This is a genomic window from Micromonospora sp. CA-269861 (assembly GCF_050948505.1).
In the GTDB taxonomy this organism is placed as follows: domain Bacteria; phylum Actinomycetota; class Actinomycetes; order Mycobacteriales; family Micromonosporaceae; genus Micromonospora.
Genome location: NZ_CP192014.1, coordinates 5,043,609 through 5,069,305, shown reverse-complemented (window position 1 = coordinate 5,069,305; position 25,697 = coordinate 5,043,609). Strand labels below are relative to the sequence as shown.

The window sequence follows — 25,697 nt, the reverse complement described above, 5'->3', positions numbered from 1 at the left end:
CAACGCCCGGCGCCGTGCACCAGTAGACCGGGCTCGTCCAAAGCCCAGCGCCGCGTACGCGGTGTGACGTCGTGCCCGGTCCCCACCTCTCGGAAAGGGGGACCCCATGACCCGGGCCCCGGCTAACCTTCTGGCCGTCCGAAGCCTGCTCCTCACACACCTCGACAACGCCCCCGGCTCAGACGACCTGGACCCGGGCGAGGTCGGCATCGTCGGCGACTCGGCCCACCGGGGCGGCTACCACTGCGGATCGGACCGGGTTGTCACCAACGACTACTCGGTGGTCGAGTCGCCCCGCGACCGGGCCGGGCTGACCCTGGACGCGGCGGCGCTTGACGTCGGCCAGTTCAGTGTCCTCTCCGGTGGTCGTACGAACACCCTGCCCAGTTTCTCGGTCTGGTGCGTCGCGCAGTGCGCGGCCAACGCGGCCGACACCCGGGACATCCGGGAGATCATCTACAGCCCCGACGGCACCACGGTGAGACGGTGGGACCGCCTCGGCAAGCGCACCAGCGGCGACAGCTCACACCGCTGGCACACCCACTTCAGCTTCTTCCGCGACGCCATCAAGGCGGGTCGCGACCAGCGGCCCCTGTTCCGCCGGTACCTCAGCTCCATCGGACTCCTGGAGGACGACGACATGACCCCCGAAGAACACAACTGGCTGGCCACCGTCCACAAGAACCTCACAGTGCTGGACGGCCGCAACCCGATCGGGCAGATCTACACCCGGATGGCGATGGGCGAGGATGCCACCGTCCCGAACTTCACCTCGGCGCACCCGACGCTGACATCGCTCGCCGCCCAGGTGAGCGCCTTGCAGACGGCGCTGACCGCGCTGTCCAACCGGGACTTCACCGACGAGCCGGCGATCGTCCAGGGCGTGCTGGCCTCGCTGACCCCGGAGAAGATCGCCGCGGCCATCCCACCCACCATGGCCAAGCAGGTCGCCGACGAGTTGGCCCGCCGGCTGGTCGCCTGAGCGGGGGGGGGGGGGGGCGGCCCGTAGCCGCCGGGCCGCCCCTCTCGGCACATCCGCAATGATTCTTGAGCAATAAACATTGCGGAAGAGTCATTGCGGATGCCATTCTGTCGTCATGGACAGCTCCGACGTACGCCAGATCACCGACTCCCGGGTGCTGGCCGCCATGTCCCACCCCCTGCGCCGCCGGCTGATGGACGTCTTCAAGGTCCACGGGCCCTCCACCGTCGGGCTGCTCGCCGAACGCACCGACCAGGCCCCCGCGAACGTCAGCCACCACCTCAAGGTCCTCGCCGCCGCGGACCTGGTCACCGAGGCGCCCGAGTTGGCCCGGGACCGGCGCGAGCGGTGGTGGCGCCTGGTCACCCGGGGCCTGCGCTGGTCCAACACCGACTTCGACGCCGACCCGGCCTCGCGAGCGGTCGCCGACGCCGCCACCTCGCTCAACCTGGACCGGCACGTCGCCCTGGCCCGAGCCTGGCACGCCGCCGACGAGACCACCCAGGCCACCTGGAACGACGCGCCGTTCTCCACCGACCACTGGCTGCGCCTCACACCCGAGGAGTTGGCCGAGCTGAGCCGCGAGATGCTCGCCGTCCTCGCCCGCTGGGCCGACCGGGACCTGCCCGACGACGACGCCGACCGCCGGCCGGTCTTCGTGTTCGTCCACGGCGTACCGGCTCGACCGTGACCACCGCCACCCGCAGCGAGCCCACCGACGTCCGGCCGAGAGGAGGGCTGCTGCGGCACCGCGACTTCCGGCTGCTCTGGGCCGGCCAGGCGGTCAGCAGCGTCGGCAGCAACGTCACCACCGTCGCGTTGCCCCTGGTCGCGGTCGCCGTCCTCGACGCCGGCACCTTCCAGGTGGCGGTGCTCACCGCCGCGGCCTGGCTGCCCTGGCTGCTGATCGGCCTGCCGGCCGGCGCCTGGGTCGACCGGCTGCCCCGCCGACCGGTGATGGTGCTCTGCGACCTGCTCTGCGCGGTGGCCTTCCTCAGCGTGCCGCTGGCCGCCCTCCTGGACCGGCTCACCGTCGCGCAGCTGCTGGTGGTCGCCCTCAGCGCCGGCGCCGCGCGGGTCTTCTTCGAAACCGCCGACCAGGTCTACCTGCCGGTGCTGCTGCGACCCGGGCAACTACCGGAGGGCAACGCCAAGCTCCAGGCGACCCAGACCGCGAGCTACGTCGTCGGCCCCGGCCTCGCCGGCCTGATCGCCCAGCTCACCGGTGCCGTCGCCGCACTGCTGCTGGACGCGCTCACATTCCTGCTCTCCGCGGTGTTCCTGCTGCGGATCCGCACCCGCGAACCACGCGTACGCCCGGCGGAGCGGTCCCGGTCGCTGCGCCGCGACATCACCGAGGGGCTGCGCTTCGTCATCCGGGACCCGTACCTGCGGGTGCTCACGGTCTTCGGTGCGGCCAGCAACATCGGGCTGACCGGTTATCAGGCCGTCCTGGTGGTCTACCTGGTCCGCGAACTGCGTCTCGAACCGGGCCTGGTGGGCGGGCTCGTCGGCGTGATGAGCGCTGGGGGGATCATCGGAGCGCTGCTCGCCACCACGGTGGCCCGACGCTGCGGCACCGCACGGGCCCTGCTGATCGCGGCGGCGCTCACCGGGCCGCCCGCGCTGCTCATCCCCCTCGCCGCACCCGGCGTCGGGCTGGCCTGGCCGGCCCTCGGCGGTCTGCTGATCGGCCTCGGGGTGGCCATCGGCAACGTGGTCAAGGGCGCCTTCCGGCAGACGTACACGCCACACCACCTGCTGGGCCGGGTGACGGTGAGCATGCACCTGCTCAACTACGGCACGATCCCGCTGGCAGCCGTGCTGGCCGGTGCGATCGGCGCACGTTACGGCGTCGGGACGGCAATTGTCGGGATGACCGCCTGGCTGGCGCTCACCCCGTTGATTCTGTTGGTTGGGCCAATCCGGAGGCGGCGGGACCTGCCCGCCGCCCCGGTGGCGTCTTGAGTGCGCTGCGACGGCGGCCGGAGACCGGCCGCCGTCACCGGCACGGAGCTACATCGGGCGGACGTTGTCCGCCTGCGGACCCTTCTGCCCCTGGGTCACCTCGAACTCGACCTTCTGGCCCTCGTTGAGCTCCCGGTATCCGCTCGAAGCGATGGCGGAGTAGTGGACGAACACGTCCGGCCCTCCACCGTCCTGCTCGATGAAGCCGAAGCCCTTTTCCGAGTTGAACCACTTAACCGTGCCGGTTGCCATGCATCTCTCCCTGTTCAAAGCGGCTGACCCTCGGCCTCTGGCCGATGATCGCCCGTACCTGTCCGACAGTAACGGGCAAAACCCCGATCCGCTGGCCGAAGTGCCGTAGGTCTTTGGGTGAAGTCGGGTGAACTCTGCGCGGCGGCATGCGAAACCCGCCCCGACCAACCGCCGCTGGGGCATGCTTGCGCCGATGAGGGGTGCCGCAGCCGACGCGCTGACCGAGCTGGAACGCGAGATCGACGCGCCCGGGGCAGGTCTGGACCGGCTCCGGTTGATGCCCACCCCGTTCGTCCCCGAGGTGCGGCTGCACCTGGCCGAGGACGCGATCGTCTGGTGGGCCCGGATGGAGGCCGCCGCCGGGCACGCGCTGCCGGCGCCGTACTGGGCGTCCGCCTGGGCTGGAGGACAGGCCCTGGCCCGCCACCTCCTGGACCACCCGGAGCTGGCCGCCGGCCGCCGGGTCCTCGACCTCGCCGCCGGGTCCGGGCTGGTGGCCATCGCCGCCGCGCTGGCCGGCGCCACCGAGGTGATCGCCAACGACATCGACCCGTACGCCGTCGCCGCCGTCACCCTCAACGCACGGGCCAACCATGTCGCCGTCGACGCCACCGGCGACGACCTGCTCGACGGCACCGAGGCGAAAGTCGACCTGGTGGTCGCCGGGGACGTCTTCTACGACCGCGCGATGGCCGACCGGATGCTGCCCTTCCTGCAGCGGGCCGCCGCCGCGGGCGTCGACGTGCTGGTCGGCGACCCCGGCCGTGGACACCTGCCGACAGACCGCCTGACCGTGCTGGCCGACTACCCGGTGCCCACCACCGAACCGTCGGTCGACTCGTCGCTACGCCACGTGCAGGTGCTGCGCCCCGACTGAGACGGCGACCGCGACTCAGGGGCGACCCCGAGGCGGATACCAGGGGCCACTGGGGGCTACGACCCGATGTCCGAAGTGGCGCGGCGGCCATAGCGTCGACGCATGACGCAATGGCTGACCCAGATCGGAGAACTACCGGTTCTGCTGCTGATGGGTGCGCTCGGGCTCGTCATGCTCTTCGACGCCGTACCCCTGCTGGGTGTCCTCATCCCCGGCGACGTGGCGATCCTCGCCGCCGTCGGGGTCGGCCGCCCAGCCACCGGGCTGGCCACCTTCACCGCGGTGCTGATCGGCTGCCTGGCCGGCTGGTCGCTGAGCTTCCTGATCGGCCGTCGCTACTCCGACCGACTGCGGCACAGCCGCATCGGCGGCTGGATCGGCGAGGCCAGGTGGACGGCGGCGGAAGGAATCCTGCGCCGCGGAGGCGGCCGGATGATGGTCGTCGCGCCGTTCCTGCCCGTCTTCAACGCGCTGCTGCCACTGGCCGCCGGCGGGCTGCGGATGTCGTACCGCCGATTTCTCGGCTGCGCGACGATCGGCGCGGCCGCCTGGGCCGGTCTCTACCTCGCCCTGGGCACCGCGTCACGGTCGGTGGCCGGGCTGCTGCCGGGCGACCCCAGCCCGCTCCTGGTCACCATGGGCGTCGGGCTGGTGCTGGCCTCCGTCGCGTTGCTGGGGGCGCGGCGGCGGTTGTTCTCCGTCGTCGGCTGAGTCTGCTTCTTTCCTGGGGGCGTGGGGGCGCCTGGAGCCGGGTTGCGGTGGGTGGGGGCGGGGGCCCGCCGCGCCCGGCTCCGGGCGGTTACCAGCCTCGTGCTTTCCACTGGGGGAGGGCGGGGCGTTCGGCGCCCAGGGTGCTGTCCTTGCCGTGGCCCGGGTAGAACCAGGTGTCGTCCGGTAGCTGGTCGAACAGCTTGCGCTCGACGTCGCCGATCAGCGCCGCGAAGCGCTCCGGATCCTTGTCGGTGTTGCCCACCCCACCGGGGAAGAGACTGTCGCCGGTGAACAGGTGCGGGGTGCCGGCCGGGTCGCGGTAGAGCAGCGCGATCGAACCCGGGGTGTGCCCCTTGATGTGGATGACCTCCAGCGCGCAGTCGCCGACCGCCACTGTGTCGCCGTCGGCCAGCCGCTCCGCCTCGATCGGCAGCCCCTCCGCGTCATCGGCGTGCACCAGCGCCCGGGCCCCGGTCTTGGCGACGACCTCCTCCAGCGCCACCCAGTGGTCCATGTGCTGGTGGGTCGTCACCACTGCGGTGAGCCCACCGTCGCCGATCAGTTCGAGCAGCCGGGGTGCCTCGTTGGCGGCGTCGACCAGCACCTGGTCACCGGTGCCGGTGCAGCGCAGCAGGTAGGCGTTGTTGTCCATCGGGCCCACCGACAGCTTGCTGATGGTCAGCCCGTCCAGCTCCCGAACCGCCGGTGCGCCGCCGTGCGTGACGTCTCCGCTGTATGTCATGAGGTTTCTATATCCATTCCGGTGGAGTAGGCAGGGGGCCGTCGGGAGTGACGGAGAGCGGGGCGCCGTCGGCACGGCCGATCAGCCAGGCGGCGAGGTCGGGGGCGGGACCGGCGACGATCGGGGCGCCGACGCGCTCCCCGATCACCACCTCGTGCTCGCTGCCGTCGAGGCGGAGCACCATCGACGGCGGTGTCGGCGCCGTGGCGTGATGGCTGGCCGCCTCACGCAGCAGTCGGTGGGCGAACGTCTCCGACCAGTCCGCGGCACGGTAGTCGGCGGCCAGGTCGAGGTGGTGCACCTCGATCTCCCGCAGCCGGCCCCAGACCAGCAGCGCCGCCGGCCACGGGCCCTTGCGTGCCTGCACCGTCGCCGCCCAGGCCTCGGCCGGCATCGCCGCGACCGCCTCGGCGAACAGGTCCGCGGTGCGTCGCAGGTCGTCCAGGTGCTCGGCCGGTGGTCGGCCCGAACCGGCTTCGATGTCCGCCGTGCGGGCCTCCAGCGAGGCGTACATCGGAAGCGCCTCCCCGGTGCGGGCCGCGGTGAGCAGGTTGACGAAGCCGTCGGCGTTGCGCGCCAGATGCGCCAGCACGTGGCCACGCGTCCAGCCCGGCAGCAGCGACGCGGCGGCCAGGTCCGCGGCGTCGAAAGACGCAGCGGTACGCAGTAGTCGGCTGGTGGCCGCGTCCACCTCGCCCATCAGCAGCAGCGGATCCGTGGTCACCCGTCGACACTAGCGGTCCGCCGCCCACGCCGTCGCCGGGGAAATCGCTTTCGGCGCGTCGTCGCGCGACCTACCGTCAGCGGCAGACGCGGCACCGGGACATCGGACGGAGGTGGTGATCATGCCGGACGTGGCACGCGTGTTCCGCCATCACCAGCTTCGACACCGATGAGGATGCCATGAAGATCGATCTGACCGCCCTCGGCTGGGACGCCGAGCGGACGGCGTACGCCGCGCGCTGCGGCGAGCACCAGCCGGGCCGGGTGGCCCGGGTGGACCGGGGGGTCTGCACGGTGCTCACCGCAGACGGCCCGGTCCGGGCCAGCCTGGGTGGGGCGGTGCTGACCGCCGCCGCGCGGGACCCGTCCGCGCTGCCCTGCGCCGGGGACTGGGTGCTGCTCACCCACTGGCCGGACCGCCGCGTCACCGTCGAGGTGGTGCTGCCGCGGCGGGCCGCGCTGATCCGGCGTACCGCCGGCAAGGACGCCAGCGGCCAGGTGCTGGCCGCCAACCTCGACGCCGCCGCCGTGGTGGAGCCGGTGCACCCCGAGCCGGACGTGGGCCGGATCGAGCGGCTGCTCTCCCTGGCCCACGAGTCCGGCGCCCGGCCACTGGTCGTGCTGACCAAGGCGGACCTTGCGGCCGACCCGACCGCGCTGGCCCGCCAGCTCGCCGCGGTCGCCCCGGGGTGCCGGTGCTGCCGGTCAGCGCCGAACGTGGCCTCGGGCTGGACCCGCTGCGCGCCGAGGTGGCGCCCGGCCGCACGCTCGGCCTGCTCGGCCCGTCGGGTGCCGGGAAGTCGAGCCTGGTCAACGCCCTCGTCGGGGCGGTGATGATGCCCACCCAGGCGATCCGGCGCGTCGACGGCAAGGGTCGGCACACCACCACCTGGCGGGCTCTCGTACCCGTCCCCGGTGGTGGTGCGGTGATCGACACGCCCGGTGTGCGGGCGGTCGGCCTGCTGGACGGCGCGGCCGGGCTGGACCGGGCGTTCGCCGACATCGCCGGGCTGGCCGAGGGCTGCCGGTACGCCGACTGCGGCCACGACGGCGAGCCCGCCTGCGCGGTCCGGGAGGCGCTGCACACCGGCGAACTCTCCACCCGTCGGTGGGAGAGCTGGCGGCGGCTGCAGGGTGAGGTGGCCCACGAGAGTCGACGGCGGGAGGCCCGGGTGGCGGCGGAGCGGCGCGGCGGGTGGCGTTCGGCCCGACGCCGGGCCACGCGCCCGCCGACGCCCGGCGGCTTCTGAGCTGTGCGCCCGCCCGGGCCCTGGAGGCCTCTGAACGCGCACCCGCCGATGGCGGGTGCGCGGGGCTTGCCGGCGGGGCGGCCGACCGGGCTGAGCTGGGGGAATGTGCGGGCGGGGGAAACTGTCATACCTCGGGGCTAGAGTTGCCGAGGCGTGTTTTCCGCGCTCGCACGACCGCTCAAGACCACCCAGAGCGGGACAGATCCTTCGCTTCGTCTTCTCCCGGGAGTACACGCACCGTGGCCGACCGACTGATCATCCGTGGCGCGCGCGAGCACAACCTGCGTGACGTCAGTCTCGACCTGCCCCGGGACGCACTCATCGTGTTCACCGGGCTGTCCGGGTCGGGCAAGTCGAGCCTGGCCTTCGACACGATCTTCGCCGAGGGGCAGCGCCGGTACGTCGAGTCGCTCTCGTCGTACGCCCGGCAGTTCCTCGGCCAGATGGACAAGCCAGACGTCGACTTCATCGAGGGCCTGAGCCCGGCCGTCTCGATCGACCAGAAGTCCACCTCACGTAACCCGCGTTCGACGGTCGGCACCATCACCGAGGTCTACGACTACCTGCGTCTGCTCTACGCCCGCATCGGTGAGCCGCACTGCCCGGTCTGCGGTGAGCGCATCTCCCGGCAGAGCCCGCAGCAGATCGTCGACCGCGTCCTCGCCATGGCCGAGGGCACCAAGTTCATGGTGCTCGCCCCGGTGATCCGCGGCCGCAAGGGCGAATATGTCGACCTCTTCGCCGAGCTGCAGGCCAAGGGTTACGCCCGGGCCCGGGTCGACGGCGTGGTGCACCCGCTGACCGAGCCGCCGAAGCTCAAGAAGCAGGAGAAGCACACCATCGAGGTGGTGATCGACCGGCTCACCGTGAAGCCGAGCGCCAAGCAGCGCCTCACCGACTCGGTCGAGGCCGCGCTGGGCCTGTCCAGTGGCCTGGTCCTGCTCGACTTCGTCGACCTTCCCGAGGACGACCCGGACCGCGAGCGCCGCTACTCCGAGCACCTGGCCTGCCCCAACGACCACCCGCTCGCCATCGAGGATCTCGAGCCCCGGGTCTTCTCCTTCAACGCGCCCTACGGCGCCTGCCCGGAGTGCACCGGTCTGGGCACCAAGAAGGAGGTCGACCCGGAGCTGCTGGTCCCCGACCCGGAGCGCAGCCTGCGCGAGGGCGCCATCCAGCCCTGGTCCACCGGGCACAACCTGGAATACTTCCTGCGCCTGCTGGAGGCGCTCGGCGAGGCCCAGCACTTCGACATCGACACCCCGTGGCGGGCGTTGCCGGCGCGGGCGCAGAAGACGATCCTGCACGGCTCCGACGACCAGGTGCACGTGCGCTACCGCAACAAGTACGGCCGTGAGCGCTCCTACTACACCGGCTTCGAGGGCGTGGTGCAGTGGATCGAGCGCCGGCACTCCGACACCGAGTCCGAGTGGTCCCGCGACAAGTACGAGGGCTACATGCGCGACGTGCCCTGCGCGGCGTGTGGCGGTGCCCGACTCAAGCCCGAGGTGCTCGCGGTCACGTTGGCGGGCAAGAGCATCGCCGAGGTCTGCAACCTGTCCGTGGGGGAGTGCGCCGACCTGCTCGCCGGCATCGAGCTGACCGACCGGCAGAAGATGATCGCCGAGCGGGTCCTCAAGGAGATCAACGCCCGGCTGCGGTTCCTGCTCGACGTCGGCCTGGACTACCTCTCCCTGGACCGCCCGGCCGGCACGCTGTCCGGCGGTGAGGCACAGCGCATCCGGCTGGCCACCCAGATCGGCTCCGGCCTGGTGGGCGTGCTCTACGTGCTCGACGAGCCGTCGATCGGGCTGCACCAGCGCGACAACCACCGGTTGATCGAGACCCTGATCCGGCTGCGCGGGCTGGGCAACACGCTGATCGTGGTGGAGCACGACGAGGACACCATCCGCACCGCCGACTGGATCGTCGACATCGGGCCGGGCGCGGGTGAGCACGGCGGCAAGATCGTGCACAGCGGTTCGGTGCCGGCGCTGCTGAAGAACAAGGAGTCGATCACCGGGGCGTACCTGTCCGGTCGGCGGTCGATCCCGACGCCGACGGGCCGCCGCCCTCAGGACCCGGGCCGGGAGCTGGTGGTGCACGGGGCGCGGGAGCACAACCTGCGCAACCTGACCGTCTCGTTCCCGCTGGGCCAGCTGATCGCGGTCACCGGGGTCAGCGGGTCGGGCAAGTCGACGCTTGTCAACGACATCCTCTACGCGGTGCTGGCCAACCAGATCAACGGCGCCCGCATGGTGCCCGGTCGGCACACCCGGGTCTCCGGTCTGGAGAACGTGGACAAGGTCGTCGGCGTGGACCAGTCGCCGATCGGCCGGACGCCGCGCTCCAACCCGGCCACCTACACCGGGGTCTGGGACCACGTCCGCAAGCTCTTCGCCGAGACGACCGAGGCGAAGGTACGCGGGTACGGCCCGGGCCGGTTCTCGTTCAACGTCAAGGGCGGGCGCTGCGAGGCGTGCTCGGGCGACGGCACCATCAAGATCGAGATGAACTTCCTCCCTGACGTGTACGTCCCGTGCGAGGTCTGCAAGGGAGCCCGGTACAACCGGGAGACCCTGGAGGTGCACTACAAGGGCAAGACCGTCTCGGACGTGCTGGAGATGCCGATCGAGGAGGCCGCCGAGTTCTTCTCCGCCATCCCGGCCATCCACCGGCACCTCAAGACGCTTGTCGACGTCGGTCTGGGCTACGTCCGCCTCGGTCAGCCCGCGCCGACCCTCTCCGGTGGTGAGGCGCAGCGGGTCAAGCTCGCCTCCGAGCTGCAGAAGCGGTCCACCGGGCGGACGGTCTACGTGCTCGACGAGCCGACCACCGGTCTGCACTTCGAGGACATCCGCAAGCTGCTGATGGTGCTGGAGGGGCTCGTCGACAAGGGCAACACGGTGATCACCATCGAGCACAACCTCGACGTGATCAAGACCGCTGACTGGCTGATCGACATGGGTCCCGAGGGTGGTCACCGCGGCGGTACCGTGCTCGCCACCGGCACCCCGGAGGAGGTCGCCGAGGTCGCCGAGAGCCACACCGGCGAGTTCCTGCGCCAGGTGCTCAAGCTCGACGGCAAGGCCAAGGGTGCGGCTGCCGCCACCACCCGGGCGGCCAAGGCCAACGGCGTGACCAAGGCGCGGGCCAGCCGTAAGGTGTCGGCCGCCGCGCGCTGACCTCTGTGTGCGTGTTCGTCGGGTGGGGCGGGTCGAATTTCGACCCGCCCCACTTCATTTGCGGGTCGGACGAATGCCGCAATGAACCATCCGGCACAGTTGCCCGTGTGGAGAAGTGTGGCCGGCTTTTGACCGGCGCAGCGGGCGAGAGAGAGGCGAGGCATGAGTGACGATCAGGCACTGACCGGTCCGGGTACGCAGACACGTCGTACCCTGCTCACCGGCGTCGGGGCGGTCGGCGCGGCCGTCGTCCTGGCTGCCTGCGGCAGCGACGACGGCGGCGGCAGCGGCGCACCCACGAGTGGTGGCCCGGCCGTGCCCAGCACCGGTGACGCCGGCGGCGGCGACCGGCAGAATGCCCAGTCGTTGGCCACCACCGCCGACATCCCGGTCGGTGGCGGCAAGGTCCTCGCCGCCGAGGGCGTGGTCATCACCCAGCCCTCGGCCGGCCAGTTCAAGGGCTTCAGCCCGATCTGTACGCACCAGAACTGCCCGGTGACGAACGTCGACGGCGGCACCATCAACTGCACCTGCCACGGCAGCAAGTTCTCGATCGAGGACGGCTCGGTGAAGGCCGGCCCGGCCACCAAGCCGCTGCCGCCCAAGGACATCAAGGTCACCGGCGACCAGATCTCGCTGGCCTGACCCGCCCGGGGCCGACCGACGGCCCCACGCTGGCCGGCGCGTCCGCCCAGCGCTGCAAGATCGACTCGCGTTTCCGGAAGTCGGGGTGTCCGTGACGTGCCGACACCCCGACTTCCGGGACGCCAAGTGGATCACGCGCCTGCGGTGGGCTGTCGGGGCCGCGGACTAGGCTTGTTGGCGTGGCTGACCCCTCGACCTACCGCCCCGCACCCGGCACCATCCCGGAGCTACCGGGGGTCTACCGCTTCCGCGACGGCACCGGCCGGGTGATCTATGTCGGCAAGGCGCGGAATCTGCGCAGCCGACTCAACTCCTACTTCGGCGACGTCTGGAACCTGCACGAGCGCACCCGGCAGATGGTCACCACCGCAGAGTCGGTGGACTGGATCACCGTCGGCACCGAGGTCGAGGCGCTCCAGCAGGAGTTCACCTGGATCAAGCAGTACGACCCGCGGTTCAACGTCCGCTACCGCGACGACAAGTCGTACCCCTATCTCGCCGTCACCCTCGACGAGGAGTACCCGCGGCTGCAGGTGATGCGCGGCGCCAAGCGCAAGGGCGTGCGTTACTTCGGTCCCTACTCGCACGCCTGGGCCATCCGGGAGACCCTCGACCTGCTGCTGCGGGTGTTCCCCGCGCGGACGTGCTCCGCCGGGGTGTTCAAGCGGGCCGGCCAGGTCGGCCGTCCCTGCCTGCTGGGCTACATCGGCAAGTGCTCGGCGCCGTGCGTCGGCACCGTCTCGGCGGACGAACACCGGGCCATCGTCGACGGGTTCTGCGACTTCATGGCCGGGCGCACCGACACGATGGTCCGCAAGATCGAACGCGAGATGACCGAGGCGAGCGAGCAACTGGAGTTCGAGCGGGCCGCCCGGTTGCGCGACGACGTGGCCGCGCTGCGCCGGGCGATGGAGAAGCAGACGGTCGTCCTCGGCGACGGCACCGACGCGGACGTCGTCGCGTTCGCCGACGACCCGCTCGAGGCGGCCGTGCAGGTCTTCCACGTCCGCGACGGTCGGGTCCGCGGCCAGCGCGGTTGGGTGGTGGAGAAGACCGAGGACCTGACCACCGGAGACCTGGTGCACCACTTCTGCACCCAGGTGTACGGCGGCGAACACGGCGAGGCCGACGTTCCCCGGGAGCTGCTGGTCCCCGAGTTGCCCGCGGACGCCGACGCGCTGGCCGAATGGCTCTCCGACCACCGGGGCAGTCGGGTGTCGCTGCGGGTGCCACAGCGCGGCGACAAGCGCTCACTGATGGAGACCGTGGAGCGCAACGCCAAGGACGCACTCGCCCGGCACAAGCTGAAGCGCTCCGGTGACCTGACCACCCGGGGCAAGGCACTGGACGAGATCAGCGAGGCGCTGGGCATGAGCACCTCGCCGCTGCGCATCGAGTGTTTCGACATCTCCCAGATCCAGGGCACCGACGTGGTCGCCAGCATGGTGGTCTTCGAGGACGGGCTGCCCCGCAAGAGCGAGTACCGGCGGTTCATCGTCCGGGGCGCCACCGACGACCTCTCCGCGATGTCCGAGGTGCTCCGGCGTCGCTTCGCCCGCTACCTGGACGCCAGGGCCGAGACGGGCGAGGTGGGCGTGGAGTCGGCCGACGACCCGGCCGCCCCCCAGGACGCGGTCGAGCCGCAGGTCGGCGTCCTGATCGATCCGACCACCGGCCGACCACGAAAATTCGCGTACCCGCCGCAGTTGGTGGTCGTCGACGGCGGCGCCCCACAGGTCGCGGCCGCCGCGCAGGCCCTCGCCGACCTCGGCATCGACGACGTGGCCCTGTGCGGGCTGGCCAAGCGGCTGGAGGAGGTGTGGCTCCCGGACGACGAGTTCCCGGTCATCCTCCCGCGCACCTCGGAAGGGCTCTACCTGCTGCAACGGGTGCGCGACGAGGCCCACCGGTTCGCCATCACCTTCCATCGGCAGCGCCGCTCCAAGCGGATGACCGAGTCGGCGCTGGACCAGGTACCCGGCCTGGGTGAGGTGCGTCGCAAGGCACTGCTGCGGCACTTCGGCTCGCTCAAGCGACTCTCCGCCGCAACTGTCGAAGAGATCACCGAGGTGCCGGGGGTGGGGCGGCGCACCGCCGAGGCGATCCTGGCCGCCCTCGACAAGGACACGAAGGCCGGCGACGGCGCGGGGGCGAAGCCCAGCAGCTGAGCGCTGCCCCCACGCGTCCGGCGGGCGGCCACCTCACGCTGACCCGTCCTCGCTCGCCCCATCGTGAGCGGCGGCCGCGTCCGACATGATCGTGCTCGATCCAGGATGTGTGGCCTCACGCCGCAAGCGACGGTCCCACCCCGCATGATCGCGCTCGATCCAGGATGTAGTGGCCTCGCGGCGCAGGAAGGGGCCTATTTCCTGGATCAAGCACGATCATGACGAGCCCGGCCCCATGCGCTGCCGGGGCCGGGCCGGGTCGGGCCGGGGTCGGCCCGGGCCGGGTCGGATCGGTCGAGGCCGGGTCGGGTCGGGCCGGGTCGGGTCGGTCAGGTCGGGCCGGGTCGGATCGGTCGAGGCCGGGCCGGGTCCGGTCGGGTCGGGTCGGGTCGGGCCGGGTCGGGTCGGGTCGGTCGGGTCGGGTCCGGTCGGGCCGGGTGGGGAGGTCGGGCCGGTGCTGGCCGGGTGAGGCGGGCGCGTCGGTGAGGGCCGCGGGGTTGGGTCGGGTCCGGGGGCGCGAATGGCGCAGACCGGCGTGATCCACTCGGCTTTCATGAAATCGGGGTATCCCCGACGCCCGGACACCGCGATGTTCAGGAACCCGAGTGGATCAGACCGCCGTGGCCGTCGTGTCGGGTTCACCCGGTTGGCCGGGTGGGCGGGTTGTCGGGTTTGACCCCGGGTGTCGGGTGGTCGGGGCCACCCTCAGCCTGGAATCGGGGGCCGGGCCGGGTCGTTATACCTGGCAGACCACCGCAACAGTCCGGGTCATGGTGCGCCGGCCCCGCCGGAAACAGCCGCCAGGCCCTCCCGCCGGAAACATTCGCCGCGACCTCCGGCCGGAACAGCCGCCGGGAACATCCGGCAGGCCGCCCCGGTTACACCCCCCGCACAACCGAGCACCGGCCGGCCACCACCGGCCGACCCCTCGGGCAGGCCGAAGTGAGCCGCCCCCGGGTAGGCGGAATGATTCGCCGCCGGCACCCGTTACACCCTGTCCCGACGCCGACCCCCACTCGCGGGTCGCCGGGCAACCCCCCTCTCGAACTTTCCCCGCACAACCACACCCCCCCGGGTGTGGTGTGGGCACCCCCGATGCAGAGGAGCACGCCATCATGCGTACCGATCTGATCCGTAAGACCGCCCTGACCGCCGCCGGCCTCGCCTTCACCGGCGGCGCCATCGCCGGCCCCGTCACCACCGCCTACGCGGCGTCCGACGCCAAGCCGGCCTCGCAGACCCAGACCGACCGCAAGGGCGGCCACGGTGAGCGCGAGCTGGGCGTGCGCTACGAAGCGCAGCCGAACTTCTACTACTGCGGGCCCGCCGCGACCCGTAACGCCCTGTCCGTGCAGGGCAAGAACATCAACGTCGACGACATGGCCAAGGAGATGGGCACCACCGAGGCCGGCACCAACTCCATCAACGACATCACCCCCGTCCTGAACAAGGAAACCGGCAAGAACGCCTACCGGTCCGTGGAGATCAGCACCCCGAACGCTGACACCAAGCAGACCGACACGCTACGCGCCGACGTCGTCACGACCGTCGACGACGGCCGGGCCGTCGTCGCCAACATCGCCGGCACCAGCACCGACACCAACGGCGTGAGCCACTCCTACGAGGGCGGGCACTACATCAGCGTCGTCGGCTACCGCGACAACGGCAACACCGTCAAGATCGCCGACTCCGCCGACCCCAACACCGCCTCCTACTGGATCACCGTCGAGCACCTCGCCGACTGGATCGCCACCCGCGGCTACGCCACCAGCTGACCCACACACCCGCACGACGCGAAGGGCCGGACCCCACCACGGGGCCCGGCCCTTCGGCATGACGTCAGTCCGTGGCGAGGACGGCCAAAATCTGTTCGCCGTACTTGGCGAGTTTGTTCTCGCCGACCCCGCTCACCCGGGACAGCTCGGCCAGGGTGCTGGGCGCGTCGCTGGCGATCTGTCGCAGTGTGGCGTCGTGGAAGATGACGTACGCCGGGACGCCCTGTTCCTTGGCGGTGGTCGCGCGCCAGCCGCGCAGCCGCTCGAACAGTGCGGCGGCGGCCGGGGTCAGCTCGGCCACGACGGTGGACGAGCCGCGCGGCTTCGATGAGCGGCTCGATGCCGGCTTCTCCGGCTCGCGGCGCATGGTGACCGTGCGGCGGCGGCCGAGGACGTCGGCGCTGGCCTCGGTCAGCGCCAGCGTGCCGTAGTCGCCCTCCACGGCGAGGAGCCCTTCGGCGAGCAGTTGCCGGACCACGCCCCGCCACTCGGCTTCACTGAGCTCCGAGCCGATGCCGAAGACGGTGAGCGAGTCGTGACCGTACTGGCTGATCTTGTCGGTCTGCTTGCCGAGCAGGATGTCGATGCAGTGCCCGGCGCCGAAGCGCTGGTTGCGTTCGCGGTCGAGGCGGAAGACGGCGGAGAGCAGCTTCTGGGCGGCGACGGTGCCGTCCCAGGTCTCCGGTGGGGTAAGGCAGGTGTCGCAGTTGCCGCAGGCGGCAGTCGTCGTCTCGCCGAAGTATTCGAGCAGCTGGACCCGCCGGCAGCGGACTGTCTCGCAGAGGGCGAGCATGGCGTCCAGGTGTGCGGCCAGGTTGCGGCGGTGGGCGAGGTCGCCGTCGGACGTCTCGATCATCTTGCGTTGCTGGACCACGTCCTGCAGCCCGTACGCCAGCCAGGCGGTGGACGGCAGGCCGTCGCGGCCGGCACGGCCGGTCTCCTGGTAGTAGCCCTCGACGGACTTGGGCAGGTCGAGGTGGGCGACGAACCGTACGTCTGGCTTGTCGATGCCCATGCCGAAGGCGATGGTGGCCACCATGACCAGGCCGTCTTCGCGCAGGAAGCGTTGCTGGTTGGCGGCGCGGGTGCCGGCGTCCAGCCCCGCGTGGTACGGCAGGGCGGCGACCCCGTTGGCGGTGAGGAACTCCGCCGTCTTGTCGACCGAGGCCCGGGACAGGCAGTAGACGATGCCGGCGTCGCCGGGGTGCTCGTCGCGCAGCAGGGTCAGCAGCTGCTTGCGGGGCTCCCGCTTGGGCACGATCCGGTACTGGATGTTGGGCCGGTCGAAGCTGGCCACGAAGTGTCGGGCGTCGTCGAGGTTGAGCCGGCTCGCGATCTCGGTGCGGGTGGCGCTGGTCGCGGTGGCGGTCAGGGCGATGCGGGGCACCTGTGGCCAGCGTTCGTGCAGCATCGACAGCGCGAGATAGTCGGGGCGGAAGTCGTGCCCCCACTGGGACACGCAGTGCGCCTCGTCGATCGCGAAGAGGGAGATGTGCCCCCGGTCCAGCAGGGCGAGGGCGGATCGGGTGCCGAGCGCCTCCGGGGCCAGGTAGAGCAGGTCCAGTTCGCCGGCGACGAAGGCGGCTTCCACCCGCCGCCTGGCGTCCAGGGTCTGGGTCGAGTTGAGGAACCCGGCGCGGACGCCGACAGCGGTGAGGGCGTCCACCTGGTCCTGCATGAGCGCGATCAGCGGGGACACGACGACGGCGACCCCGTCGCGGACCAGGGCCGGGATCTGGTAGCACAGGGACTTGCCGCCACCGGTGGGCATCAACACCAGCGCGTCGCCGCCGTCGACCACGTGGTCGATCACGTCCTGCTGGAAACCACGGAACGCGTCGTAGCCGAACACCCGGCGCAGCGCGTCGAGGGCGTCGGAGGCGGCACGCAGGTCGGTGGGGGAAGCCATCCGGGGAGTCTACGAGCCGACCACGACAGCGCCCGTCCGGCGCACCCGGGTCGGGTGGGCCGGACGGGCGGCGCGGTCAGCCGGGTTGGCTGGACCGGTTGGCCAGGCCGCGCGGCGGGGCCTTCATCCCGACCACGATGTCGACGATCTCGATGTAGCGGGCCTTGTTGCCCATTCGGAAGGCGGTGGCCGCCGCGTTGATCTCCTCAAGGGTGTCGGCCTCGACCATGGTGACCTGGTCGTAGCTGCCGTTGACCCCGGTGCAGACGACGTGGGTGAGCTGCTTCGCGAAGCGGCCCAGGTCGCGGGCGTGCTCGGCGGAGATCTCGTGGATGCCCTCGCGGCCGAGGGCGAAGTACTCGGGGTTGATCCGCATGAACAGGAAGCCGACGTACTTGTTCTTGTCCGCCAGGTCGTGCATCGCGCCCTCCCAGATGTTGGCCTTGACCTGCGGTGATCACAAGGAGCGTATAGATGATTACTGATCGTCATCAAGCGTGCGTGCTGTCGGGAGGGCGACGGTCGCACGGTCCGGGGGCGCCTCCCGGCCACGGGTGCCCGGCCGTGACCCGGTGGCGGGATAGAGTCGCTGATTGACCAATCGCGGCCGAGGGCGGCCGCGGCGCCACGGCTTGGGGGTACGGGTGAGCGAGGCGCGCACAGCCGGTGACCGGATTGACGGCCCGGATGCCGATGACGAGCAGTTGGCGGCCGAGTCGGAGACCACCCTCGTGGTGGTCACCGGCCTCTCCGGGGGTGGCCGCAGCACTGTCGCCCGGGCGTTGGAGAACGTCGGCTACTACGTCGTGGACAACCTGCCGCAGGCCCTGATGCTGGACATGGCCGAGCTGGCGTTCAAGGCGGGCGGCGCGGCCCGGCGTACCGCCATGGTGCTGGACGTGCGGTCGCGGGCCTTCTCCACCGATCTGGCCGGGGCGATCCGGGAGCTCAAGGATCGCGGGTTCTCGCCCCGGGTGGTCTTCGTCGACGCCGACGACGAGGTGCTGATCCGGCGGTTCGAGAGCGTCAGGCGTTCGCACCCGTTGCAGGGTGACGGGCGGCTGGCCGACGGCATCGCCGTGGAGCGCGGTCTGCTGGAGGAGGCGCGCGACCAGGCCGACGTGATCATCGACACCAGCCACCTGAACGTGAACCAGCTCCGGCGGCGTATCGAGGAGCTGTTCGGTGGCGAGGACGCCCGCCGGCTGCGGGTCACAGTGCTGTCGTTCGGCTTCAAGTACGGCCTGCCCCCGGACGCCGACTTCGTGCTGGACGCCCGCTTCCTGCCCAATCCGTACTGGGTGCCGGAGCTGCGTGAGCACACCGGGCGGGAGGAGGCGGTCAGCGCGTACGTCCTGGGCCAGGAGGGCGCTGACGCCTTCGTCGCCTCGTACGCCGACCTGGTCAACGCCACCACCACCGGCTTCGAGCGGGAGGGCAAGCGGTACCTGACGGTCGCCGTGGGCTGCACCGGCGGCAAGCACCGCAGCGTGGCCATCGCCGAGGAGTTGGCCAGTCGACTGCGCCACTCCGGGCTGGCGGCGAACGCCCAGCACCGCGACCTGGGGCGGGAATGACGGCCCGGCGGGTGGTGGCGTTCGGCGGCGGGCACGGCCTGTCCGCCTCGTTGCGCGCGTTGCGCCACTGCGCACCCGAACTCGACCTCGACATCACCGCGGTGGTCACGGTGGGTGATGACGGCGGCTCCAGCGGTCGGCTGCGGGCCGAGCGGGGTGGCCTGCCCCCGGGAGATCTGCGCCAGGCGCTTGTGGCGTTGGCGGGGGACCACCCGGCCACCCGGCGCAGCGCCGGGCTGTTCCAGCACCGCTTCGCCGCGGCCCCGCGCGGCACCGACGGGGCGTCGGTCGGCACCGACGGTCTGTCCGGGCACGCGGTGGGCAACCTGGTGCTCTGCGGCCTCATGGAGCTGCTCGGCGACCCGGTGGCCGCGCTGGAGCACGCCGGCGCGATGCTCGGCGCGGTGGGCCGGGTGTTGCCGATGTCCCGCCAACCGGTCGGTATCGAGGCGCGGGTGCGCGGCGTCGATCCGGCCGCCCCCGACGAGGTGCGCACGGTGAGTGGTCAGCACCAGGTGGCCGTCACCACGGGGCGGGTCGAGTCGCTGCGCCTCACCCCGAGCGCCCCACCGGCCTGCGCCGAGGCCATCGAGGCGATCCGGGCAGCCGACTGGTTGATCTTCGGGCCGGGTAGCTGGTACACAAGTGTGCTTCCGCACCTGCTGGTGCCGCAGTTGGCCGACGCGATCGTGTCGACTTCGGCCCGGCGGCTGGTCACGCTGAACCTCGCCGCGGAGAAGGAGACCCTCGGGCTTTCCGTCGCCGACCATCTCGCGGCGCTGCACTGGTACCTGCCCGAGCTCAAGGTGGATCTCGTGCTCGCCGACGCCAAGGCGGTGGGTGACCCCGAACCGGTCGAACGTGCGGCAGAATCGCTGGGTGCCCGCCTGGTCCTCGCCCCCGTCGCCGTTGTCGACGGGACTCCCCGCCATGATCCGGCTGCCCTGGGCGCCGCGCTGGTGCCTGTACTGGGCGCCGATCGTTAGACACGTACGTAATCTCCGGCGACACGCCGGAACAGGTCCGTGAGGGGACGCACAATGGCGATGACGGCCGCGGTCAAGGACGAGCTGAGTCGGGTCGACGTGCCCAAGCCCTGCTGCCGGCGGGCGGAGATGGCCGCTTTGTTGCGGTTCGCCGGCGGGCTGCACATCGTCTCCGGCCGCGTGGTGGTGGAGGCTGAACTGGACACCGGGGCGGTGGCCAGGCGGCTGCGCCGGGAGATCGCCGAGGTCTACGGCTACCCCAGCGAGATCCACGTGCTGGCCTCCGGTGGGCTGCGCAAGGGCAGCCACTTCATCGTGCGGGTGGTCAAGGACGGCGAGGCCCTCGCGCGGCAGACCGGCCTGCTCGACGTGCGGGGTCGGCCGGTGCGCGGGCTGCCGCCGCACGTGGTGGCGGCCAACGTCTGCTGCGCGGTCTCCGCGTGGCGGGGCGCGTTCATGGCCCACGGCTCGCTCACCGAGCCCGGCCGCTCCAGCGCGCTGGAGATCACCTGCCCGGGGCCGGAGTCGGCGCTGGCGCTTGTCGGCGCGGCCCGCCGCATCGGCATCACCGCGAAGAACCGCGAGGTTCGCGGGGTGGACCGGGTGGTCGTCAAGGACGGTGACGCGATCGCCGCGCTGCTCACCCGGATCGGCGCGCACTCCAGCGTGCTGGCCTGGGAGGAGCGTCGGGTACGCCGCGAGGTGCGGGCCACCGCCAACCGGCTCGCCAACTTCGACGACGCCAACCTGCGCCGCTCGGCACGGGCGGCGGTCGCCGCCGCCGCCCGGGTGACCCGTGCGCTGGAGATCCTCGCCGAGGAGGCCCCCAACCACCTGACCGACGCCGGGCGGCTGCGCCTGGAGCACCGGCAGGCGTCGCTGGAGGAGTTGGGCGCGCTGGCCGACCCCCCGCTGACCAAGGACGCCATCGCCGGGCGGATCCGCCGGCTCCTGGCGCTGGCCGACAAGCGGGCCCGGGACCTTGGCATCCCGGATACGGAAGCAGCCGTCACGCCCGACATGCTCGTGGTCTGATAGGACGGTGGGGCCGCACGGTGCGCCCGGGAGCACGACCCGGCGCAGCGTGGCCTCGCACGCTCGGATAAGGTCGCTGAGTACGGCAAGGGGGCCGACACCGGCACTTCTCGTCGTGCCCACCGCCTCGGGCGGTCAGGTCCTCAGACCGCGCGGCGGGGTGGCCGAGATGAACCGTCGACGGCCGGCTCCAACGGTCGGCGCACACCATTCCCGCCGGCCCGTTGTCTGAAGCCGGCGGACCAGAACGCGAGGAGATGGGACCTGTGACCATCCGGGTTGGCATCAACGGCTTTGGCCGTATCGGCCGTAACTTCTTCCGGGCAGTGCTGGCGTCTGACGCCGACATCGAGGTCGTGGCGGTCAACGACCTGACCGACAACGGCACGCTCGCTCACCTGCTCAAGTACGACAGCATCCTCGGTCGCCTGCCGTACGAGGTCAAGGCCACCGCCGACGAGATCACCGTCGGTGGCAAGACCATCAAGGCGTACGCCGAGAAGGACCCGTCGAAGCTGCCGTGGGGCGAGGTCGGCGCCGACGTCGTCATCGAGTCGACCGGCTTCTTCACCGACGCCACCAAGGCCAAGGCGCACGTCGACGGCGGGGCCAAGAAGGTCATCATCTCCGCCCCGGCGAAGAACGAGGACGTCACCGTCGTCATGGGTGTGAACCACGACACCTACGACCCGGCGAAGCACACCATCATCTCCAACGCCTCGTGCACCACCAACTGCCTCGCCCCGATGGCGAAGGTCCTGCACGACACGTTCGGCATCCAGCACGGTCTGATGACGACGATCCACGCGTACACCCAGGACCAGAACCTCCAGGACGCGCCGCACTCGGACCTGCGTCGTGCCCGCGCCGCCGCGCTGAACATCGTGCCGACCTCGACCGGCGCCGCCAAGGCGATCGGCCTGGTCCTTCCGGACCTCAAGGGCAAGCTCGACGGGTACGCCCTGCGGGTGCCGATCCCGACCGGCTCGGTCACCGACCTCACCGTCAACGTGGGTCGCGAGACCACCGTGGACGAGGTCAACGCCGCGCTGAAGGCCGCCGCGGACGGCCCGCTCAAGGGCATCCTGGTCTACAACGAGGACCCGATCGTCTCCACCGACATCGTGACCGACCCGGCGTCGTGCATCTTCGACGCGCCGCTGACCAAGGTTGTCGGCAACCAGGTCAAGGTCGTCGGCTGGTACGACAACGAGTGGGGCTACTCCAACCGCCTGGTCGACCTCGTCAAGCTGGTCGGTTCGTCGCTGTGAGCATCCGGACCCTCGACGACCTGCTCGCCGAGGGGGTGTCGGGTCGGCGCGTGCTGGTGCGCGCCGACCTGAACGTCCCGCTCGACAAGCAGACCGGTGCCATCACCGATGACGGGCGGATCCGCGCGGTGCTGCCGACCCTCGGCGCGCTGGTCGAGGCCGGCGCGAAGGTGGTCGTCTGCTCGCACCTGGGCCGCCCGAAGGGCGCCCCGGACCCGCAGTTCAGCCTGGGCCCGGTCGCCGGGCGGCTCGGTGAGCTGCTCGGCGCGCCTGTGCACTTCGCCACCGACACCGTCGGTGATTCCGCCCGCTCCACCGTCGCCGATCTGGCCGACGGTCAGGTCGCCCTTCTGGAGAACCTGCGTTTCAACGCCGGTGAGACCAGCAAGGACGAGGCCGAGCGGGGTGCCTTCGCCGACCAGCTCGCCGCGTTCGGCGACGCGTACGTGGACGACGCGTTCGGTGCCGTGCACCGCAAGCACGCGAGCGTCTTCGACGTGCCGGCCCGGTTGCCGCACGTCGCGGGCCGGCTGGTGCTGCGTGAGGTCGAGGTCCTCTCGAAGCTCACCGGTGATCCTGAGCGCCCGTACGTGGTGGTGCTCGGTGGGTCGAAGGTGTCCGACAAGCTCGCCGTGATCGAGGCGCTGCTGCCCACTGTCGACCGGCTGCTCATCGGTGGCGGGATGTGCTTCACGTTCCTCAAGGCCCAGGGCCTGGAGGTGGGCACCTCGCTGCTGGAGAAGGACATGGTCGACACCTGCCGCAACCTGCTTGAGCGGTCCAACGGCAAGATCATGCTCCCGGTCGACGTGGTGGTCGCGGACGCGTTCGCTCCGGACGCGGCGCACGACACGGTCCGGGTCGACGGCATCCCGAGCCACCGGCTCGGCCTGGATGTCGGCCCGGAGACGGTGGCCGGCTTCAGCGCCGCGCTGTCCCAGGCAAAGACGATCTTCTGGAACGGCCCGATGGGCGTGTTCGAGATGCCTGCCTTCGCGGCGGGCACCCGGGGGATCGCCGAGGCGATCACCAAGGCCGACGCGTTCAGCGTCGTCGGCGGCGGTGACTCCGCGGCGGCGGTCCGTGCCCTCGGGCTGGACGAGTCGTCCTTCGGGCACATCTCCACAGGTGGTGGCGCCTCCCTGGAATACCTCGAGGGCAAGACCCTCCCCGGCATCGCGGCCCTGGAGAACTGAATGTCGAGCACTACCCGCCGGCCGTTGATGGCCGGCAACTGGAAGATGAACCTCAACCACCTCGAGGCCAACCTGCTGGTGCAGAAGCTGGCGGCGAGCCTCACCGAGAAGCAGCTCACCGACGTCGAGACGGTCGTGCTGCCGCCCTTCACCGACCTGCGGACCGTGCAGACCGCGGTGGACGGGGACAAGCTGCTGATCGGCTACGGCGGGCAGGACCTGTCCCCGCACGCGTCCGGCGCGTACACCGGGGACATCTCCGGGCCGCTGCTGGCCAAGCTCGGCTGCACGTACGTGGTGGTCGGGCACTCCGAGCGGCGGGCGTACCACAACGAGGACGACGCGTTGGTCAACGCCAAGGTCAAGGCGGCGTTGACGCACGGCCTGACGCCGATCCTCTGCGTGGGGGAGGGGCTGGACGTCCGCGAGCAGGGCACCCACGTGGCGCACTGCTCCGACCAGCTCGACGGGGGCCTCGCCGGGCTCACCCCCGAGCAGGTGCGGCAGGTCGTGATCGCGTACGAGCCGGTCTGGGCGATCGGCACGGGCAAGACCGCCACCCCGGACGACGCTCAGGAGGTCTGCGGGGCGGTCCGTCAGCGGCTGGCGGAACGCTTCGACCAGGAGACCGCCGACCAGGTTCGGGTCCTCTACGGCGGCTCGGTCAAGGCGTCCAACATCGCCTCGATCATGGCCCAACCGGACGTGGACGGGGGCCTCGTGGGGGGCGCCAGCCTGGACGCGGAGGAATTCGCTCAGATCTGCCGGTTCCCGGAGCACCTCGCCCGCTGATCGCTCGGTATCCTTGACACCGCCCGTCCGCCGGTCGGTGCCGCCGTGCCCGATCAGACCGGGCGAGGATCGCTACGAGAGGAACTGACCCCAGCCATGCCGATCTGGTTCGCATACACGTTGATCGTGTTGCTGGTCATCACGAGCATTCTGCTCACCCTGCTGATCCTGCTGCACCGCGGCAAGGGCGGTGGTCTGTCGAGCATGTTCGGCGGTGGCGTCAGCTCCAGCCTCGCCGGCTCCTCGGTCGCGGAGAAGAACCTGGACCGCTACACCGTTCTGGTGAGCGTCGTCTGGTTCGCCGCGATCATCGGGCTCGGGCTCTGGCTACGCCTCCAAATGAACAGCGGCGCCTGAGCAGGCTCAGTAAGTCGTACAATCTGCGCGCGGTTCGTCACTCGACGGGCCGCGCGCAGGCTTTTCTCCGCTGCACCGCGTCGCCCGCCGCTCCACCCCCGAAGACGGCGGGTCCCCTCCGACGACAGGAGCGAGCAGCCGTGCCGAGTGGCAACGTTATCCGGGGAGCCCGGGTCGGGTCCGCACCCATGCGCCCGGACGAGCGGCACCAACCCGCCCCCCGACAGGACGTCACCTACTGGTGCCGTAACGACCACCGGATCGACATCCGGATCGCCGCGGACGTCGAACCGCCACCCCTGTGGGACTGCCCCCGCTGTGGCCTACCCGCCGGCCGGGACGCCCAGAACCCGCCGGGCCGGGTCCGCGCCGAACCGTACAAGAGCCACCTGGCGTACGTGAAGGAGCGGCGCACCGCCGAGGAGGGGGAGGCCCTGCTCGCCGAGGCGCTCGCCGCTCTACGCCGTCGACGCGGCGAGTAGCGGGGCCCTCTTCGCCCTCAGCGCAGGCTGCGCAGCCGGGCGGGTACGTCGGCCGCCGCCGCCCGGTCCAGCAGCCAGCGGGTGCGGTTCACGCCACGTACGCCGGCCGCCGGCAACTGCACCGGCCCGGCGCCGGCCAACGCCATACCCACCGCGCGAGCCTTGTCGGCGCCGGCGGCCACCAGCCAGACCTCCTCGGCGGTGTTGATCGCCGGCAGGGTGAGGGTGGTCCGCGTCGGCGGCGGCTTGGGGCTGCCCCGCACCGCGCTGACCGGCCGGGTCTCGTAGCCGACCGGGTGCTCGGGGAAGACCGAGGCCACGTGCCCGTCCTCGCCGACGCCGAGCATCAGCACGTCGAAGTGCGGCAGTGTGGCGTGCCCGGGCCGGGCGGCGCGTGCCAACTCGTCCGCGTACGCGGCAGCCGCCGCCTCGGGGTCGTTGCCGGCCGGGCCGTCCGAGGCCGGCATCACGTGCACCCGGGCCGGGGCCAGCGGCACCACGTCCAGCAGGGCGGCGCGGGCCTGGGTCTCGTTGCGGTCCGGGTCACCGGCGGGCAGGAACCGTTCGTCGCCCCACCACACGTCGACCCGGGACCAGTCCACCGCGTCGCGGGCCGGCAACGTCGCCACCGCACGGTAGACGGCAGCGGCGACCCGACCTCCGGTGAGCACCACCGAGGCTTCGCCCCGGTCGGCCTGGGCGTCGAGCAGCTTCACCAGCAACCGGGCCGCCACGGCCTGCGCCAACAGGTCGGCGTCGGCGTGGACGGCGACACTCGCCTCACTCATGGTTGCGCCTTCGTTTCCCGACCGCG

General features: G+C 71.4%; 23 protein-coding genes and 1 pseudogene. 18 read left to right on the top strand and 6 right to left on the bottom strand.

The features are described from left to right. Window positions 1–106: 106 nt before the first annotated feature. The 3 genes from ACQP0U_RS23075 to ACQP0U_RS23065 all read left to right on the top strand — a co-directional run bounded on the left by ACQP0U_RS23075 (window position 107) and on the right by ACQP0U_RS23065 (window position 2,950). Window positions 107–982 carry a hypothetical protein gene (locus ACQP0U_RS23075; RefSeq protein WP_433310605.1) on the top strand — a complete coding sequence of 292 codons (876 nt, stop codon included), beginning with the start codon at window positions 107–109 and terminating at the stop codon, window positions 980–982. A 115-nt stretch (window positions 983–1,097) separates the two neighbouring features. After that, a complete protein-coding gene (locus tag ACQP0U_RS23070; protein ID WP_433310602.1) occupies window positions 1,098–1,673 on the top strand; it encodes an ArsR/SmtB family transcription factor in 576 nt (191 codons plus the stop codon). After that, on the top strand, window positions 1,670–2,950 hold the full coding sequence (locus ACQP0U_RS23065; protein WP_433310599.1) for an MFS transporter: 1,281 nt from the start codon (window positions 1,670–1,672) through the stop codon (window positions 2,948–2,950). The genes ACQP0U_RS23070 and ACQP0U_RS23065 overlap by 4 nt, the downstream gene beginning before the upstream one ends. A 48-nt stretch (window positions 2,951–2,998) precedes the next feature. Here ACQP0U_RS23065 and ACQP0U_RS23060 read toward each other — a convergent pair whose 3' ends face one another. After that, on the bottom strand, window positions 2,999–3,202 hold the full coding sequence (locus tag ACQP0U_RS23060; RefSeq protein ID WP_007462771.1) for a cold-shock protein: 204 nt from the start codon (window positions 3,200–3,202) through the stop codon (window positions 2,999–3,001). A 193-nt stretch (window positions 3,203–3,395) separates the two neighbouring features. Here ACQP0U_RS23060 and ACQP0U_RS23055 point away from each other — a divergent pair, with 193 nt between their 5' ends. Further along, window positions 3,396–4,079, top strand: a complete 684-nt coding sequence (locus ACQP0U_RS23055) for a class I SAM-dependent methyltransferase (protein ID WP_433310597.1) — start codon at window positions 3,396–3,398, stop codon at window positions 4,077–4,079. A 102-nt stretch (window positions 4,080–4,181) separates the two neighbouring features. After that, complete coding sequence (locus ACQP0U_RS23050) at window positions 4,182–4,790, top strand: DedA family protein (RefSeq protein WP_433310595.1); 609 nt, start codon at window positions 4,182–4,184, stop codon at window positions 4,788–4,790. An 88-nt stretch (window positions 4,791–4,878) separates the two neighbouring features. On the opposite strand, the gene ACQP0U_RS23045 is transcribed toward ACQP0U_RS23050, so the two are convergent. Together ACQP0U_RS23045 and ACQP0U_RS23040 are read right to left on the bottom strand one after the other, a co-directional pair. Next, window positions 4,879–5,532: an MBL fold metallo-hydrolase gene (locus ACQP0U_RS23045; RefSeq protein WP_433310592.1), complete on the bottom strand. Its 654-nt coding sequence runs from the start codon at window positions 5,530–5,532 to the stop codon at window positions 4,879–4,881. A 7-nt stretch (window positions 5,533–5,539) separates the two neighbouring features. Further along, window positions 5,540–6,256 carry a maleylpyruvate isomerase family mycothiol-dependent enzyme gene (locus tag ACQP0U_RS23040; protein WP_433310589.1) on the bottom strand — a complete coding sequence of 239 codons (717 nt, stop codon included), beginning with the start codon at window positions 6,254–6,256 and terminating at the stop codon, window positions 5,540–5,542. Window positions 6,257–6,435: 179 nt separating this feature from the next. Between ACQP0U_RS23040 and rsgA the strand changes: the two are divergent. The 5 genes and pseudogenes from rsgA (at window position 6,436) to ACQP0U_RS23015 (ending at window position 15,278) form a co-directional block, all read left to right on the top strand. Further along, window positions 6,436–7,505: pseudogene (gene rsgA / locus ACQP0U_RS23035) on the top strand (ribosome small subunit-dependent GTPase A). Window positions 7,506–7,744: 239 nt separating this feature from the next. Then, complete coding sequence (gene uvrA, locus ACQP0U_RS23030) at window positions 7,745–10,690, top strand: excinuclease ABC subunit UvrA (RefSeq protein WP_433310586.1); 2,946 nt, start codon at window positions 7,745–7,747, stop codon at window positions 10,688–10,690. Between the two features lie 162 nt (window positions 10,691–10,852). Beyond that, window positions 10,853–11,335 carry a Rieske (2Fe-2S) protein gene (locus ACQP0U_RS23025; protein WP_433310584.1) on the top strand — a complete coding sequence of 161 codons (483 nt, stop codon included), beginning with the start codon at window positions 10,853–10,855 and terminating at the stop codon, window positions 11,333–11,335. Window positions 11,336–11,514: 179 nt separating this feature from the next. Further along, a complete protein-coding gene (gene uvrC, locus ACQP0U_RS23020) occupies window positions 11,515–13,503 on the top strand; it encodes an excinuclease ABC subunit UvrC (RefSeq protein WP_433310581.1) in 1,989 nt (662 codons plus the stop codon). Between the two features lie 1,115 nt (window positions 13,504–14,618). Beyond that, on the top strand, window positions 14,619–15,278 hold the full coding sequence (locus ACQP0U_RS23015; RefSeq protein ID WP_433310578.1) for a C39 family peptidase: 660 nt from the start codon (window positions 14,619–14,621) through the stop codon (window positions 15,276–15,278). A gap of 64 nt (window positions 15,279–15,342) precedes the next feature. On the opposite strand, the gene recQ is transcribed toward ACQP0U_RS23015, so the two are convergent. Together recQ and ACQP0U_RS23005 are read right to left on the bottom strand one after the other, a co-directional pair. Beyond that, entirely contained in the window at window positions 15,343–17,187 is a 1,845-nt protein-coding gene (gene recQ / locus ACQP0U_RS23010) for a DNA helicase RecQ (protein WP_433310575.1), read from the bottom strand. 76 nt (window positions 17,188–17,263) lie between these two features. Then, on the bottom strand, window positions 17,264–17,608 hold the full coding sequence (locus tag ACQP0U_RS23005; protein ID WP_433310573.1) for a hypothetical protein: 345 nt from the start codon (window positions 17,606–17,608) through the stop codon (window positions 17,264–17,266). A gap of 253 nt (window positions 17,609–17,861) precedes the next feature. Here ACQP0U_RS23005 and rapZ point away from each other — a divergent pair, with 253 nt between their 5' ends. The 8 genes from rapZ to ACQP0U_RS22965 all read left to right on the top strand — a co-directional run bounded on the left by rapZ (window position 17,862) and on the right by ACQP0U_RS22965 (window position 24,883). Beyond that, window positions 17,862–18,764: an RNase adapter RapZ gene (rapZ, locus tag ACQP0U_RS23000; protein WP_433321059.1), complete on the top strand. Its 903-nt coding sequence runs from the start codon at window positions 17,862–17,864 to the stop codon at window positions 18,762–18,764. Beyond that, window positions 18,761–19,750, top strand: a complete 990-nt coding sequence (locus ACQP0U_RS22995) for a gluconeogenesis factor YvcK family protein (RefSeq protein WP_433310571.1) — start codon at window positions 18,761–18,763, stop codon at window positions 19,748–19,750. Before rapZ ends, ACQP0U_RS22995 begins: the two co-directional genes overlap by 4 nt. A 54-nt stretch (window positions 19,751–19,804) precedes the next feature. After that, window positions 19,805–20,785 (top strand): DNA-binding protein WhiA, encoded by a 981-nt coding sequence (gene whiA / locus ACQP0U_RS22990; RefSeq protein ID WP_030491583.1) that lies wholly within the window; start codon window positions 19,805–19,807, stop codon window positions 20,783–20,785. 266 nt (window positions 20,786–21,051) lie between these two features. Beyond that, a complete protein-coding gene (gene gap, locus ACQP0U_RS22985) occupies window positions 21,052–22,056 on the top strand; it encodes a type I glyceraldehyde-3-phosphate dehydrogenase (RefSeq protein ID WP_088988543.1) in 1,005 nt (334 codons plus the stop codon). Then, the gene (locus tag ACQP0U_RS22980; protein WP_433310567.1) at window positions 22,053–23,252 is read left to right on the top strand and encodes a phosphoglycerate kinase; all 1,200 of its coding nucleotides are present in this window, start codon (window positions 22,053–22,055) and stop codon (window positions 23,250–23,252) included. Before gap ends, ACQP0U_RS22980 begins: the two co-directional genes overlap by 4 nt. Then, a complete protein-coding gene (gene tpiA / locus ACQP0U_RS22975; RefSeq protein WP_433310564.1) occupies window positions 23,253–24,044 on the top strand; it encodes a triose-phosphate isomerase in 792 nt (263 codons plus the stop codon). 96 nt (window positions 24,045–24,140) lie between these two features. Beyond that, window positions 24,141–24,401 carry a preprotein translocase subunit SecG gene (gene secG / locus ACQP0U_RS22970; protein WP_121653040.1) on the top strand — a complete coding sequence of 87 codons (261 nt, stop codon included), beginning with the start codon at window positions 24,141–24,143 and terminating at the stop codon, window positions 24,399–24,401. 140 nt (window positions 24,402–24,541) lie between these two features. Continuing rightward, window positions 24,542–24,883, top strand: a complete 342-nt coding sequence (locus ACQP0U_RS22965) for an RNA polymerase-binding protein RbpA (RefSeq protein ID WP_433310561.1) — start codon at window positions 24,542–24,544, stop codon at window positions 24,881–24,883. 17 nt (window positions 24,884–24,900) lie between these two features. Here ACQP0U_RS22965 and pgl read toward each other — a convergent pair whose 3' ends face one another. Then, a complete protein-coding gene (pgl, locus tag ACQP0U_RS22960; protein WP_433310558.1) occupies window positions 24,901–25,671 on the bottom strand; it encodes a 6-phosphogluconolactonase in 771 nt (256 codons plus the stop codon). Window positions 25,672–25,697 lie beyond the last annotated feature (26 nt).

What these genes read in the sequence shown, in the direction of transcription:
- ACQP0U_RS23075 (WP_433310605.1), top strand. Translation starts at nt 107, where the DNA reads ATGACCCGGGCCCCGGCTAACCTTCTGGCCGTCCGAAGCCTGCTCCTC.
- ACQP0U_RS23070 (WP_433310602.1), top strand. Translation starts at nt 1,098, where the DNA reads ATGGACAGCTCCGACGTACGCCAGATCACCGACTCCCGGGTGCTGGCC.
- ACQP0U_RS23060 (WP_007462771.1), bottom strand. Translation starts at nt 3,202, where the DNA reads ATGGCAACCGGCACGGTTAAGTGGTTCAACTCGGAAAAGGGCTTCGGC.
- ACQP0U_RS23055 (WP_433310597.1), top strand. Translation starts at nt 3,396, where the DNA reads ATGAGGGGTGCCGCAGCCGACGCGCTGACCGAGCTGGAACGCGAGATC.
- ACQP0U_RS23050 (WP_433310595.1), top strand. Translation starts at nt 4,182, where the DNA reads ATGACGCAATGGCTGACCCAGATCGGAGAACTACCGGTTCTGCTGCTG.
- ACQP0U_RS23045 (WP_433310592.1), bottom strand. Translation starts at nt 5,532, where the DNA reads ATGACATACAGCGGAGACGTCACGCACGGCGGCGCACCGGCGGTTCGG.
- ACQP0U_RS23025 (WP_433310584.1), top strand. Translation starts at nt 10,853, where the DNA reads ATGAGTGACGATCAGGCACTGACCGGTCCGGGTACGCAGACACGTCGT.
- ACQP0U_RS23015 (WP_433310578.1), top strand. Translation starts at nt 14,619, where the DNA reads ATGCGTACCGATCTGATCCGTAAGACCGCCCTGACCGCCGCCGGCCTC.
- recQ (WP_433310575.1), bottom strand. Translation starts at nt 17,187, where the DNA reads ATGGCTTCCCCCACCGACCTGCGTGCCGCCTCCGACGCCCTCGACGCG.
- ACQP0U_RS23005 (WP_433310573.1), bottom strand. Translation starts at nt 17,608, where the DNA reads ATGCACGACCTGGCGGACAAGAACAAGTACGTCGGCTTCCTGTTCATG.
- ACQP0U_RS22995 (WP_433310571.1), top strand. Translation starts at nt 18,761, where the DNA reads ATGACGGCCCGGCGGGTGGTGGCGTTCGGCGGCGGGCACGGCCTGTCC.
- whiA (WP_030491583.1), top strand. Translation starts at nt 19,805, where the DNA reads ATGGCGATGACGGCCGCGGTCAAGGACGAGCTGAGTCGGGTCGACGTG.
- tpiA (WP_433310564.1), top strand. Translation starts at nt 23,253, where the DNA reads ATGTCGAGCACTACCCGCCGGCCGTTGATGGCCGGCAACTGGAAGATG.
- secG (WP_121653040.1), top strand. Translation starts at nt 24,141, where the DNA reads ATGCCGATCTGGTTCGCATACACGTTGATCGTGTTGCTGGTCATCACG.
- pgl (WP_433310558.1), bottom strand. Translation starts at nt 25,671, where the DNA reads ATGAGTGAGGCGAGTGTCGCCGTCCACGCCGACGCCGACCTGTTGGCG.